Raw genomic sequence first — 13,829 nt, 5'->3', positions numbered from 1 at the left:
TTAACTCTCTCAAGCATTAAAGGAGCCGCCATGAGCTTTCCCGATATTTATCGAGTTGTTACGGGGCATGATGAAAATGGCAAATCCATTATTGTCGAAAATGGCCCACTCAAAACCGTTATGGACCTAGAAGCCGTACCCGGAACGACATTCCATGAAGTGTGGAGCACCAGCCATACACCAGCGCCTATTTCCCATATACAAACAGACCCAACACTTGGCCCTGTTGTGTTACCTCCTGCTCCTGAGGGCACTCGCATTCGCTATGTAGACATACCGCCAGACAGCGAGGAGTTCTTAAATCAGGGACATGGAAAAATGAAAGACATGTTTTCTAAAGTGGGTGACGAAAGCGCATCAACGGTAAAAGACGACTCACCACACCCACTTATGCACCGTACTGAATCCATTGATTACGGCATCGTCATCGAAGGGGAACTAACCCTTATCGTCGACAAAGACGAAGCCATTTTAAAACCTGGTAGTGTTGTTGTTCAGCACGGCACTAACCATGCTTGGGCGAATCGATCAGGAAAAATGTGCCGTATTTTGTTCATCCTAGTGGGTGGTCAATACGATAACGAATTGGCTAACGACATACTTTAAAAAAGAATTTCAAAAGAGCTAAAAATGAGCTTAAAAAGCGAATCAAGGAGAATTTTATGAAATTTGCCACTTTGCCTAATGGCACTCTAGATGGCCGTTTAATCATTGTTTCGAAGGACTTAACCAAAGCAGTAGACGCAAGCTCTATTGTTCCTAATTTATTATCCGCCGTACAAAACTGGCAAAATAAATGGATAGACCTGCAAGCCATGTATGACCTTTTGAATGCAGGAAAACTGGATTCGGCTTTTGACTTTGCCCCATCCGCTTGTATTGCGCCATTACCAAGAAGCCCACAATGGCTAGACGCCTCGGCTTTTTTGAACCACGGAAAATTGATGGAAGAAGCCTTTAACACAGACCCGATTGCTGACTTCGATACGATTCCTGTGATGTATCAAGGCGCCAGCGATGACTTTCAAGGCCCAACGGTAGACATTCCCATGCCAAGCGAAGCCGACGGCATCGACTTTGAAGGGGAATTTGGCGTGGTGATGGCCGCAGTGCCTATGTCAGCAACACCGGAGGAAGCCGCCAAATCGATACGCTTGATAGTGCAAATTAACGACTGGAGCTTACGTGCCCTTGGGCCACGTGAAATGAACTCAGGCTTTGGCTTCTTACAAGCTAAACCCTCTTCTAGCTTCGCGCCTGTGGCGGTAACGCCTGACGAACTAGGTGATGCCTGGGCAAATGGCCGAGTGAACATGCCATTGCACGTAAGTTGGAATGGCGAACGTTTCGGCGAGCCCCACGGCAGCGAAATGAACTTCTCCTTCCCGCAACTTATGGCACACGCCGCTCGCAGCCGTAAACTGATGGCTGGCTGTATTTTAGGTTCTGGCACCGTATCGAATAGTGCTCGTGAAGCGGGTTCTGCCTGTATTTCTGAGCGCCGTGTCATCGAAAAAATCGACCTTGGAGAAATCAAAACCACATTTATGAAATTTGGCGACACAGTACGCATGCAAGCTAAATTTGATGATGGAACCGATGGTCCATTCGGCGTAATCGAACAAAAAGTGGTTTCTAACTAATCAGAAGGGTTAGGCGATGCATGTAGTGATAACGGGTGCGAATGGATTTGTCGGCCAAGGGTTAACAAAGCGATTACTTGAGGTCGGCCAAATAGGGCAGCAAAGCATCACCCGTTTGACCTTACTTGATCGACAGTTTGACGAGGCGCTTTTTAACGAAGCGTCTTTCACTGAAACCGGCGCTATCAAGATGGAAAAATACGCGGGTGATCTGGCCGATGACGCTTGGTTGTGGGACACTCTGAGCGCTGCCACCATAGATGTGTTTTTTCATTTAGCCAGTATTCCCGGTGGTATGGCAGAACAAAACGAAAGTTTAGCCCGTCATGTCAATATTGATGCCACCATGACCTTGCTGGAGATTGCTAAGGCACAAACGGAAAATGGCCAAGGTAAACCCGTCTTTGTGTTTGCCAGCAGTATCGCGGTGTTTGGTAAAATGCCGGATTGGGTCAGCGACGACACGCAGCTTAAGCCTCAGCTCAGCTATGGTGCCCATAAAATAGTCGGTGAAGTAATGATCAACGATTTTAGCCGTCGTGGTTGGGTCGATGGTCGCTCCTTACGCCTAGCAGGGGTACTGGCACGTCCACCGGCAGAAACCGGTCAGCTATCGGCCTTCTTGAGTGACATTATTCGCGAACTATCCCAAGGCCATGAGTTTGTGTGCCCTATGTCGCCGCAAGCGAAAACTTGGGGCTCTTCCTTGGCGAATATCATCGATAACCTCATCCATGGTGCTGTGGTAGAAGAAAGCAAAATACAAGATCACCGAACACTGACCTTGCCGACACTCTGTTTTAGCATGGCAGAGTTGGTGGTGGCGATTGGCTCGGTTTATCAACAACCTACGGATGAGCTTATTCGTTATGAAGTGAACCCAATGATTGAAACCCTGTTTGGTTGTTTTCCTCCCCTAGAAACACCAGCGGCGGATGGTGCTGGTTTTCAGCATGATGGGGATTTGAACAAGCTAGTAGAAAGGGCGTTGTAAGTAGGTAGGTTTTCAAATGTCATAAAACGATATTAGTTTATACCTGTTAAAACTAGACGTTTTTAACAGGTATGCTTTCAGGGCAAGAGCGTGAATGTTTTTCAACCAATTCAGTGTCAATTTAGTGGGTTGACTTGCTAATAAGTCTAGAGCAGTCTTACGCCTTTTTAAGGTGAAAATTCTGGACATTGACGCTTTTTCTCAGCATTTCAAGAACATTCAAGACCCACGACAAGCGGCTAAAATCACCTATTCTCTGTTTGATGTTCTATTTTTATCAATTTGTAGTGTGATTAGCGGAGCTTCTGGCTGGGAGGACATTGAAGATTTTGGAGAAGCACATCGCCTCTGGTTACAGGAAAAAGGGCTTTTTCTTCAAGGTGTGCCCACTCACGATACCATTGCTCGCATCATTTCTCGGCTCAACACCACTCAGTTTCGACAATGCTTTATTAACTGGGCGAAATCTGTCTCAAAACGAACCTCTGGGGAAGATCATTGCCATCGATGGCAAAACACTCAGAGGTTCTTATAACCGAGAGGATCGCCAATCTGCCATTCACATGGTCAGTGCCTTTGCGACACGCAATGGTGTCGTCATGGGGCAAATAAAGACAGAAGAAAAATCGAATGAAATCACGGCTATCCCAGCGTTATTAAGGCTTTTGGATATAAAAGGTTGTCTTGTTTCTATTGATGCCATGGGGTGTCAGAAAGACATTGCAAAGCAGATTGTGACACAAAAAGGTGATTACCTTTTAGCGGTAAAAGGCAACCAAGATGGCTTGCACCGAGCGGTTAAACAAGCCTTGGCTGAGAGTATTTCTCTTCCTGTTGATCCGAAACAGATACAAATTACTCAGGGGCATGGGCGCTACGAGGCCAGAGAATATAAGGTATTACCTGCTACGGCTTTAGTGGGGGAATTTGACGAATGGGCAGGGTTGAAAACCATTGGCGTCGCCATGGGGTACCGCTTTGAAAAGAAAGCCCTGCAATACTCTTTAGAATACCGCTATTACATCAGTTCTGCAGACTTAGACACATCCCGATTTGCCGATGCAGTTCGAGGCCATTGGGGCATAGAAAATAGCCTACACTGGGTGCTTGATGTCTCTATGAATGAAGACAAATGTCCAATTTATCATGGAGAATCGGCCGAAATATTAGCCACGATGAGGCATTTTGCTTTAAACATGCTGCGAGCCGAAACGAGCAAAAAAGCCAGTATTCGGCGCAAACAAAAAATCGCCAGTATGGACATAGCGTATTTAGATAAGGTGCTAGCGGCAGGTCTAAAAGTCGTGGCAGAAGAATGAGTGAGATAGGGCCGTTCTGATCAAAATATGTTCACGCTCTCGCCCTGCGGAAATATTGAGTATTCTCACTACCCTTTATAGATTCATTTTTTTCAAAAACACCATTTCCCCAAAGCTTAACGGTAAGTTTTTTAGCTACATCACCTTTTGAACCCTTTATTCTACTTTCTTTTACGTTTTTGCCTATTCTCTCCTCTTCCCAAGCTTCAGTACCTTGAAACTCTGGAAACCTTAACGCGGGAACCAACCCTTTTTCCTTTACGTTACATAGCGGATGAACCATCGCTCGGCCTGGTGCAAGAGGAACAAAAGTATTGTCTATATGAATAGGGTTATTGTGCTGATTCTCAATAATATGGATCGTAAACTCCTGACCAAGGTGCCGTTGCAGCCAGTCAATCCCTGCAAGATTAGTACATTGGTCTCGCTGTGCAATAATGTCCTTTCCGCAGCGAATAAAACTTGCGGCGTCGAATACTGGCTCATCTTCTCGGGTAAGGTATGTTCTGGGATCGGTATTGGGTTCTGATCGAATACCATTAGGATCGTATAATTCATCGCGAAGCATGGGACGGGGAGCTGCGGCCCAACGTGCACCACGTTGATAGTATTCTTGAATCAAAGGTCGGTAGGCAAAAGTCTCAAAATATCGATGTCGCCACGCACTGGGGTTCTCGATGATTTGATCTCCTATTACCAGTAGCAGATCTCGTGGATTCATAACATTGTAGCCAGACTTTTCAGACCAATAGGGAGTAGAAAAGGAGGCAAGCGAGTCAGCAGGCGATGGCCTTCGCACCATGACCCCTTCGCTTTCAAGGATCTTAATAACCCCCTCAATCTCTGCCTCGGCTTTTAAAACCATTTCGGTTGGAGCTGGCTGAGCGTGATAAAACCGTCGGTATAATTGTTTATTGCCAGGAATATGAGAACCATAATCCCAAAAATGATCCAACATCCTAGTTGATGCGCCCAACGCAGAACCAACTATGACTTCTTCGAGCGGGTCCCATTCATTCCAAACATTCACGGGACTTGACCGCATAACCGTAGCACTTTCCTTTTCCCGAAGATGCCTTTTTTGATCAGTGAGCTTCTGTTGATCATCGAATGTCGCCATAAATACATTCCTGAATGCAATCAATTTACACAACGGTAGTATGAAAAATACACTCTACTCGCAGCCTAAGGAGATACAATAGCCACCATCGCGATTTACACTTAATTTATTGACATACCATAGGTTCATTGACTCATAAGGTCATGAAAAACAAAAGCTTATAACACCTTTATTGATACTCTGAAGATCGCTTCTTTTCGAATACAATACACTAAGTCAAGTAACTCATCGCAATCCAACGGTTTTAATGAATCAACAAGGAGAACTCGGCAGATGCAACACACGACACGTGTTAGTTTGCGAGAAAACGTTCGCTGTCCCTTTGCCTTTAGCAAAAGCATCAGGTAAAACAAAAGCCTAGGCGACTAGGGTTACTAACAGAACGACGTATCAGGAGAGTGGAAAGTGAAGATCATCAATGCACGCTTAAGACAGCAAACAGCACTTTATACCATCATAGTCGAAAACGGTCTGTTTGCTTCAATTCAACAACAAGACCAGCCCGTCGTTTTAGACGCCTCCACTGCCGGCGACGATATTGACGCCCAAGGTAAGCTGTTTTGTGCGCCTTTTGTTGAGCCCCATATCCATCTCGATGCCGCTCTGACGGCGGGAGAACCGGAATGGAACCGCAGCGGTACCTTGTTCGAGGGCATCGAACGTTGGTCGCAACGTAAACCCATGCTAAGCCCTGCCGACATCCATCGCCGCGTGAAAGACACCTTAGCCATGCTGATTGACAATGGCGTGCAGCATATTCGCACGCATATCGACACCACGGATCCCTCTTTGGTTGCCATGCGCACCCTGTGCGAACTGCGTGACAAGCTAAAAGACGTGCTCGATATTCAGGTGGTCGCGTTTCCGCAGGAAGGCATCCATTCCTACCCCAATGGTGAAGCCTTGATGACAGAAGCCATGGAAATCGGTGCGGATGTGGTTGGTGGCATTCCGCATTTTGAATACACCCGCGAACTGGGCGAAAAGTCCGTAAAAACCCTGATTCAACTCGCGCTCAAATACGACCGTTTAGTGGATGTGCATTGCGATGAAATCGATGATCCAAACTCGCGTTTCCTAGAATTCTTAGCCCATGAAGCCATGCAAGCAGGCATAGGCGACCGCGTGACGGCCACGCCTAGGCTTTTGTTTTACCTGATGCTTTTGCTAAAGGCAAAGGGGCAGCCGTTTTCACTGAGCGAATGGCAAAATGACTTTGAATGTCTTTTACATGGGGTAACGATTGCAATGCTTTTAAAATGCGCTCGTAATCTTGTAAATCCACTGCCACCACTTCCAAACGGTAATCAGCAATGCCTGATACTAAATGTGCGCTGATAATGTCGTCCATTGCTAATATCGCGTTTTCAAAGGCAATGTGTTTGTCGTCCGCATGGCTTTTTAAGCGCACTTCGACAAATACCGTCATGGAAAAGCCCGCTTTCTGCCGATCAATGCGAGCATGGTAACCTTCGATGACCCCCGCGTCTTCTAGTTGCTTTACACGACGTAAACAAGGGGAGGGGGAAAGATGAATTTCCTCTGCCAACGCTACGTTGGTTAGCCGTCCATCGGATTGCAGATGAGAGAGTATTTCTAAGTCAGTTTTATCCATTTTGGCACACTTAGTATTTTATCTATTGAATATAGGCATCTTATGCTAAAAATCTTACTTTTTGGAGTGTGAATAGCAAGGACATGCTCCCCCATCTACCTTGATAATAGGCTAAATATTGTTTAGCGAGGTGGATATGTCTCAGGTCGTCACACACAGCACGTCATCAAATGTGGCTCAAGAGCCACCCAAATACAAACAATACGCCACAGGCTGGGGCTTTCGCTTTGGGTTGGTCGCCGCCTTGGTGAGCATCTTGATTTGGGCATCGTGGCTTGTCAGTATGCGCGCAGACATGACCAATTCATTAACAGTATTTGATTTGGGAATTCTGCGTTTCTCACCGCCTGCATTATTATTGTTCCCTTTTCTCTGGCGCGCTCGGGCACAAGTCAAAGCAGTACCGCCTATTTTGCTTTTGGGCATTATTTGTGGAGCGGGTCTGCCATTTTTCTACTTAAGTGCAACCGGTTTGCGCTATGCCCCCGCCTCCCATGCGGGCTTGTTAATCTTGGGGGCTTATCCCTTTTTTGTGACCTTGTTGGCGGTGCTGTTTTATCAAGAAACTGTGAGCCGAGCCCGTAAAATCGGCTTGAGTTTTGTGTGTACGGGTGTGATTCTTTTGCTCGTTTTGTCGTTATTAACCGCCCCTGCGGGCACGTGGAAAGGGGATTTACTTCTATTGGGCGCCAGTGTTTTTTGGGCCATTTATACTGTTAGTCTGCGTATTGCTGGCTTGCCACCGCTAGTGTCTACGGCTCTGATGGGGCTGTCTTCAACCGTTATTCTGCTCTTTATGTGGGGAACAGGGTTGGTTTCCTGCCATTTGGCGGATGCATCGTGGGATATGTTGGCGGGTCAACTGGTTGTGCAAAGTCTATTAGTGGGGTTATTAACTGGCTTCACCTATGGTTACGCCATCCATAAATTGGGGGCGGAAAACATGGCGGCCATCGGCGCTTTTACCCCTGTCCTCGCGGCACTGATTGCCATTCCTGTGCTGGGCGAGCACCTAGAAGGCTACTCCGTCGTTGGTCTGATACTTGTCAGCGTTGGTGTTGTCATCGCCAGCGGTATATTGAAACAGCGCAAGTGAGGCTGAAGATCCGTAGAGGCTGTATTGGATACAGCCTGCTAATCAGATATTAGTCTACTGAGATTCGGCTCATTGGTTCTCACTATTTTGGTGGGTGATGACAGATAGCAGTTTGATGGGGATTTCGAGCAGTTCTTCTGGGCCGTGTGGGATTCCTGAATTGAACGACAGAGAGTCGCCTTTTTCAAGGTGATAAAGTTTGTTGCCGTGACGATACATGATTTCGCCTTCTAGGATATAAATAAACTCTTGTCCAGGGTGTGAAAAAGTAGGAAATACCTCACTCGCGTCATCCATGGAAATCAAGAATGGCTCGACTAACTGGGTTTCACCCCGGGTGTAGTTTAATAAATGATAGGTATGTCCCTTTTCCGTGCCGCGCCGGACCACTTCCATTCCTTGTCCTGACTTAGTATGTTGAGCCCCACCTTCTGGCCGATCATAATCCGCAAACAGTTGTGAAATGGACAAGCCTATGGCATCACATAGTCGTCCTAATGTGTCCAAACTGGTAGAGACTTGTGCGTTCTCAATTTTACTGACCATACCTTGGCTTAGTTTAGCGATTCTGGCGACGTCCGCAATTTTAAGGCCCTGAGCAATGCGTTTACGTTTTACCTGCATAGCGATGTAGTCTTCTAGCTTAAGTCGTGGGGAGCCGACTCGCTCCTGGCTAATCTCTCCTTCTTTTAGTGCCTTAATATGTCTCGATGGAGCGTCTTTTTTCATTTTGGAGGCCTTAAATCATAATGGTACAGATTGTATCCGTTTTTCGTTTTAGGGTGGTGTCCTGTGGAGATAGAACTATATTCCTGTAAGAAATTTTAATTTTCCTTCCGTTAAATGTCGTCAGGCTCATTGCTTTCTTTTAAAGAATGGTACTTTCTTTGTGGGAAATGTTTAAGTGGGCTCGATCAAATAACGTATTTCCAATGTATTCCATAGGTCTGCAAATGCACTTAGGGTTTGTGGGTAAGTGACGATTTTGTCTTTACCATTGTCTTCAATGTCTTCTCCCACTCTTGCTGAACACAGTCATATCCACAAACTGCTCTCGCGTTTATTTATCTTAGTTTTTTTGTTGTTTATTCGGGTTTTTAATTTATAACATCATGATTTTAAAAATAAAAAAATACTTTAATTATCCTTTTTAGGTAGTGCTAAGGAGGTATTTCTAATCCGAAAGAGGCTCTGTAAAGTGAATGGATATTGGCTAAATATTACAAAAAAAGGAACCGTTAATTATGACAAATTCATGGCGTCGAACTGTCCTTGCACCAAGACATTTGGCATTGGGCTCAAAACTGGAAGATTGGAACGGTATGGAAACCGCATGGACTTATGAGACAAGTGTCGAATCGTCTTATGAAGCAATCCGTACCAAAGCGGGATTAATGGATGTATCAGGTTTAAAAAAGGTTCACTATGTTGGTCCTCACGCCGAAAAACTGATTGATTACGCCACAACGCGGGATATATCTAAGCTGTATCCTGGTAAATCGGTTTATGCTTCGATGCTGAACGAACAAGGCAAATTTGTCGATGACTGTATTATTTATCGAACAGGTCCGACGGCGTTTATGGTGGTTCATGGTGCGGGGCGCGGCTATGAAATGCTGACAAGTGCGGCTCAAGGGTTACAAGTCGCGGTTTTATTTGACGATGATCTACATGATATTTCCCTTCAAGGCCCTCTTGCTGTGGATTTCTTGGAAAAATACCTTCCAGAGGTACGTACGCTTCCTTACTTTCATCACATGCAAACTCGCTTGTTTGGTTACCCTGTCATGATTTCTCGAACCGGTTACACCGGTGAGCGAGGCTACGAGATATTTTGTAAAGCGTCTGATGTGACCGCCATTTGGGACACCATTCTTGAAGATGGTGCCCCGATGGGCATCAAACCTTGCTGTTTTATGGCGTTAGATATGCTGCGAGTAGAGAGTAGTTTGCTGTTCTTCCCAGATGATAACTCAGAAACCTACCCATTCGAGGATGAGTCCGCTGGCGATACCTTGTGGGAATTGGGTTTGGATTTCACAGTTTCCAAAGACAAAACCGAGTTCCGTGGTGCGGCGGAGCATTTCCGTTTGAAAGGTAAAGAACGCTTTAAAATCTTTGGCGTGCTTCTGGAGGGTGAAGTCGCAGCACAAGCGGGTGACACACTTTGGGCAGAGGGCAAAGAAGTGGGGGTGATCACCTGTGCTATGTATTCCCCACTGTCTAAAAAATCCATGGCGATTGCTCGATTTAACGTGGCTTATGCTGAGCAAGGCACACCATTAGCGGTGAAGGGCAGCCTTAACGTGTCTGCTATCGCCCATGTTTTACCATTTTATGATCCTGATAAGAAAAAACGCACAGTGAAAGATTAATTGACTTAACCATGTTAATGGGTCTTCAGGCTAAGGAGGAGAATATGGGGACGGATGTGAAAAGCAAACCGTGCTATCAATCTATCGACATTGATCCGGTGACAAGCTGTGATTTGTTTGTTGGTGAAAATGGTCGATCTGGAAAGATGATGGAACTGTTTGAACAGTCGGATGCCAATAAAAAACTCAGTTTGAATCTAAGTTTGCGTGATTGGTCGACTGAGGCAGCAAACAAGCAGCCGCCTCATTCGTTAGTTCAAGTGCTATCTGAGTTGCCGATGACTTCCAAAATTTACCTATTTGGATCAGAGGCGTTTATGTGGGATGTACATAATTTTGCCTTGAATGCGGGTTTTGTGTCTGAGCAGATTCGTCTCCATGAACCTACCTCGTCAGTGAGACGTGTGTTCTGTACCCACTGCTATGGTGTGATGGAAGACGTTAGTGTTACGCCAGTAACATGTCAAGGGTGTGGTTTATTGCTATTGGTGAGAGATCATTTCTCCCGTCACCATGGTGCGTATGTCGGTTTAAATATCAATGCTGAAGACCCGTCTGAACGGTTTGAGGAGGAGGTATTGTAATGAGCAATCACACCATTCAAGTGCGTATTACGCAAATTAAACATGTTGCGCCAGCGATTCGAGAATTTAGCTTAATGGCCGAAGATGGCAGTGATCTATTGCCATTTTCTTCAGGTTCCCATGTGGTGGTGGTCATGCGAGACGGTGACGCTGTCTGGCGTAATGCCTATTCTTTGATTAGTGATCCAAGTGATTTATCTCAGTATAAAATTGCTGTGCGCTTGCAAGATCCGTCCCGTGGGGGCTCAGCCTTTATGCACCGTGTGGTAAAAGAAGGGGATGTATTGGCCATTCATGCACCAACCAACTTCTTTGCGCCACCTAGAGCGGCGAGAAAACATCTCTTGCTCGCGGGCGGCGTGGGCATTACTCCATTCATGTCTTATTTGCCCCACTTATTGTCCTCAAACAGTGAAGTGGAGCTCCATTATATGTATCACAGCAGCAAAACGGGTGCCTATCGCCAAGAGCTAAGAGAACGGCTTGGTGATCGACTGTTTTGCTACGACTCAGATGAGGGTGTGCGCTGTGATCTGCACGAGGTTTTGTCGAATCAACCAGTGGGTAGCCATGTCTCTATCTGTGGGCCGCAAAGTTTGATTGATGGCGTGTTGGAATTGGCTGAACAATTGGGCTGGCCAAGAGAGGCGATTCATTTTGAAACCTTCAAGGCACCAGAACCCGGTCAGCCATTCGATATCGAATTGAAGCAATCAGGGCGGCGGCTTCATGTCAAAGGGGAGCGCAGTATTCTAGAAACATTGGAAGCGGCGAATGTGGCTATCGAAAGTTCCTGTCGTGGTGGTGTGTGCGGACGATGCTTTACAGCGGTGTTAGCCGGTGACATTGAGCACCGTGATGAGTTTCTATCCGCTGATGAAAAAGCCAGTCAAACATGCATTATGCCGTGTGTTTCTCGTGCTCTTGGTAAAACGTTAGTCTTAGATTTGTAGGAGTGTTGAGATATGCGATTAGCGCCTAAACCGGTTCAAACGTTCCGAAATGATTTCACCTATCGTAATTCTAAAAACGCGATAGAACGCTTTCCGTTTCCGTTTCCAGAAGACGAATACCGCTACTCGGTCAATATTGAGCCACACCAGTCTAAAGGTGGTGCTGGGTCCGTGTACGAGTATTTTTATGATGTCGATGAACATTACTTGTCTGAAATGGCGGAGCGCTCGATCGTGATGGAAGAGCGCCCATCAAGCTGTCTCATGTTGCCTCACATGGATTTAGCGTGCTGGGATTTCATCGACGTGACGATGCATTCTCTGGCGAAGGATTATCCTGATTACTTTGCCTTAGAGAAACAGGGCGATCAATGGCTGTGGAAAAATCATCTATTAGAACGTGAAGATCGATTCACTTTTGGTGATTCGAGCACCTTACCTGAAGCGCCATTAGCTTATATGGGTAAGCAAGTGCAGGGGGATATTGCCTTGTTGGATCAGCGTGAAAACAATTTGTTTATGGATGCTGGGTTAATTACCTGCCCTGCCGATTGGTCGTTAGCGTTTAATGTCGGGATGACTTTTGCTCAATGGCATGGTCCTGTTCCCTTTGTGCATAGTGATGGCATTATTGATCGTGCGTTGAAGTTTCTAATGTCGATTCCTCAAAAGCAGCCTACGCGTCGTTTAAATTGGACGTTAACTATCAACCCAAGAATGGATACTTCGCCAGAAACGTACCCTAATTGGGGCAGTGATCGGACCACCGTCACACCTGAAAACATCGGTGAGAAAGTTTATCTAAGAGTAGAGCTACAGGTATTTGACCGTATGCCGCGCAGTAATGCACTGATGATGAATATTCGTACCTATTTGATCAGTATGAATGATCTGGTGACCAATCCGCAATGGGCGCAACGGATGCATCGAACCATGCGATCTTTACCGCCAGAACTTGTTGATTACAAAGGGTTAACTCGCTACCACTCCATGTTGGTAGAGTGGTTGTCGCAGTTTGATCAACAACCACTTACTAGTCTAGCAAGATAAGTATGAGCAATATAAGGGCGCCGCATTCCTGCGGCGTTGTTATGATCTGTCAGAATGACTGACGTGATGGCGTGACTCCATTGTCTGTTGGCTGGCATCGAGCATTGCTTGAATCTGGTGAGTGGCGTTCTGGGTTTGGTTTGCGAGTTGTTTTACTTCGTTGGCAACCACTGCAAAGCCGCGTCCTGCGTCGCCTGCTCGTGCAGCTTCAATGGTGGCGTTGAGCGCCAGTAAGTTGGTACCACTTGAAATATTGGTGATCACATTGACAATGTGAGATATCTGCTCGTAGTTAGACTTCATTTGCTCATACTCTTGCCATTGCGCGGCCTCTGTCTCTTTTTCTACAGAGATATCCGCTGCACTACCTACGACTCTAAGCAGAGTACCATCCTTGTCTCGTAGGCAAGCACCACGCTCTCGAAACCAAATGTACTCTCCATTTTTGTGTTTCATGCGATATTCGGTGACATATTCATGAGATGGGTCATCGCTTACCATTAACTGGTTAAAAGCACTCATGGTAGCGTTAAGATCGTCTGGATGAGCAACTGAGAAGTAGCTATCCCAGCCATCTGGAAACTCTTCCTTTGAGTATCCTATTAGCTCTCTAAACTTACTTGACCAAGTAATAACATTGGCTTCGTTATCTGGGTCCCCTTCGATGACTTTGAGATCCCAATATCCCTCGGAGATAACGGTTTGTGCTAGTTCCCAAGCACTTTGATTTTGCTTAAGTATTTGATATTCCTGTTGCAGACTTTCGTGATGGGATAAATCGTGTTTAAGCGCATCTATTTGTTGCTGGGCCTCCTGTAACTGAGCTTTGTTATCTTGTAACTCGTATTCTACCTCCTCTAATTCATTTTCTAGTGAACGGATGCGAGCTTCTAGGGATCGCTCAGTTTCTTTTTTAATGCCCCATAACGTCTGTATTTTGTTGATGATTGCGGTGTAGGAGGTATCGCCGCTTGTTGATTTATGATGGTCTGGTACTGGTTCATTATTCATTAACTCATCAATCGCTTCGCTGATTTTGTGTAGAGACGGCTTCAAGTGATTAAAAAATGGCATGATGGG

General features: G+C 45.9%; 12 protein-coding genes and 2 pseudogenes. 10 read left to right on the top strand and 4 right to left on the bottom strand.

Annotated elements, in window-relative coordinates:
• The first annotated feature begins 30 nt into the window (after positions 1 to 30).
• The 4 genes and pseudogenes from AC0VYG_RS21285 to AC0VYG_RS21270 all read left to right on the top strand — a co-directional run bounded on the left by AC0VYG_RS21285 (position 31) and on the right by AC0VYG_RS21270 (position 3,956).
• On the top strand, positions 31 to 606 hold the full coding sequence (locus AC0VYG_RS21285; RefSeq protein ID WP_475429879.1) for a cupin domain-containing protein: 576 nt from the start codon (positions 31 to 33) through the stop codon (positions 604 to 606).
• Positions 607 to 662: 56 nt separating this feature from the next.
• A complete protein-coding gene (locus AC0VYG_RS21280; RefSeq protein WP_475429878.1) occupies positions 663 to 1,643 on the top strand; it encodes a fumarylacetoacetate hydrolase family protein in 981 nt (326 codons plus the stop codon).
• Positions 1,644 to 1,659: 16 nt separating this feature from the next.
• Positions 1,660 to 2,637 (top strand): NAD-dependent epimerase/dehydratase family protein, encoded by a 978-nt coding sequence (locus AC0VYG_RS21275; protein WP_475429877.1) that lies wholly within the window; start codon positions 1,660 to 1,662, stop codon positions 2,635 to 2,637.
• A gap of 181 nt (positions 2,638 to 2,818) precedes the next feature.
• Positions 2,819 to 3,956, top strand: a pseudogene (locus tag AC0VYG_RS21270) (ISAs1 family transposase).
• Positions 3,957 to 3,987: 31 nt separating this feature from the next.
• Here AC0VYG_RS21270 and AC0VYG_RS21265 read toward each other — a convergent pair.
• Positions 3,988 to 5,076, bottom strand: a complete 1,089-nt coding sequence (locus tag AC0VYG_RS21265; RefSeq protein ID WP_475429876.1) for a hypothetical protein — start codon at positions 5,074 to 5,076, stop codon at positions 3,988 to 3,990.
• 405 nt (positions 5,077 to 5,481) lie between these two features.
• Here AC0VYG_RS21265 and AC0VYG_RS21260 point away from each other — a divergent pair.
• Positions 5,482 to 6,267, top strand: a pseudogene (locus tag AC0VYG_RS21260) (amidohydrolase family protein); the annotation flags it as partial.
• Here AC0VYG_RS21260 and AC0VYG_RS21255 read toward each other — a convergent pair.
• Positions 6,215 to 6,691, bottom strand: coding sequence for an Lrp/AsnC family transcriptional regulator (locus tag AC0VYG_RS21255; protein ID WP_475429875.1), 477 nt, complete (start codon positions 6,689 to 6,691; stop codon positions 6,215 to 6,217). The pseudogene AC0VYG_RS21260 and the gene AC0VYG_RS21255 overlap by 53 nt on opposite strands.
• 136 nt (positions 6,692 to 6,827) lie before the next feature.
• Between AC0VYG_RS21255 and AC0VYG_RS21250 the strand changes: the two genes are divergently transcribed.
• Positions 6,828 to 7,787: a DMT family transporter gene (locus tag AC0VYG_RS21250; RefSeq protein ID WP_475429874.1), complete on the top strand. Its 960-nt coding sequence runs from the start codon at positions 6,828 to 6,830 to the stop codon at positions 7,785 to 7,787.
• 69 nt (positions 7,788 to 7,856) lie between these two features.
• Here AC0VYG_RS21250 and AC0VYG_RS21245 read toward each other — a convergent pair whose 3' ends face one another.
• The gene (locus AC0VYG_RS21245) at positions 7,857 to 8,516 is read right to left on the bottom strand and encodes a cupin domain-containing protein (protein ID WP_475429873.1); all 660 of its coding nucleotides are present in this window, start codon (positions 8,514 to 8,516) and stop codon (positions 7,857 to 7,859) included.
• A gap of 515 nt (positions 8,517 to 9,031) precedes the next feature.
• On the opposite strand from AC0VYG_RS21245, the gene AC0VYG_RS21240 reads away from it, so the two are divergent.
• Genes AC0VYG_RS21240 through AC0VYG_RS21225 form a run of 4 tightly spaced genes read left to right on the top strand, consistent with a single transcriptional unit; the run spans position 9,032 to position 12,749 of the window.
• Positions 9,032 to 10,162, top strand: coding sequence for an aminomethyl transferase family protein (locus AC0VYG_RS21240; RefSeq protein ID WP_475429872.1), 1,131 nt, complete (start codon positions 9,032 to 9,034; stop codon positions 10,160 to 10,162).
• Between the two features lie 44 nt (positions 10,163 to 10,206).
• On the top strand, positions 10,207 to 10,746 hold the full coding sequence (locus AC0VYG_RS21235) for a dimethylamine monooxygenase subunit DmmA family protein (RefSeq protein WP_475429871.1): 540 nt from the start codon (positions 10,207 to 10,209) through the stop codon (positions 10,744 to 10,746).
• A complete protein-coding gene (locus AC0VYG_RS21230) occupies positions 10,746 to 11,699 on the top strand; it encodes a PDR/VanB family oxidoreductase (protein ID WP_475429870.1) in 954 nt (317 codons plus the stop codon). The genes AC0VYG_RS21235 and AC0VYG_RS21230 overlap by 1 nt, the downstream gene beginning before the upstream one ends.
• Positions 11,700 to 11,711: 12 nt before the next feature.
• The gene (locus AC0VYG_RS21225) at positions 11,712 to 12,749 is read left to right on the top strand and encodes a heme-dependent oxidative N-demethylase family protein (protein ID WP_475429869.1); all 1,038 of its coding nucleotides are present in this window, start codon (positions 11,712 to 11,714) and stop codon (positions 12,747 to 12,749) included.
• A 39-nt stretch (positions 12,750 to 12,788) separates the two neighbouring features.
• On the opposite strand, the gene AC0VYG_RS21220 is transcribed toward AC0VYG_RS21225, so the two are convergent.
• The gene (locus tag AC0VYG_RS21220) at positions 12,789 to 13,823 is read right to left on the bottom strand and encodes a methyl-accepting chemotaxis protein (protein ID WP_475429868.1); all 1,035 of its coding nucleotides are present in this window, start codon (positions 13,821 to 13,823) and stop codon (positions 12,789 to 12,791) included.
• Positions 13,824 to 13,829 lie beyond the last annotated feature (6 nt).

It is taken from the genome of Marinomonas sp. 63XJN7_7_ISO-PGPR-S23-202, assembly GCF_056173505.1.
Note: the sequence above shows the minus strand (reverse complement) of the source record. Positions and strands in the feature narration are given on the sequence as shown.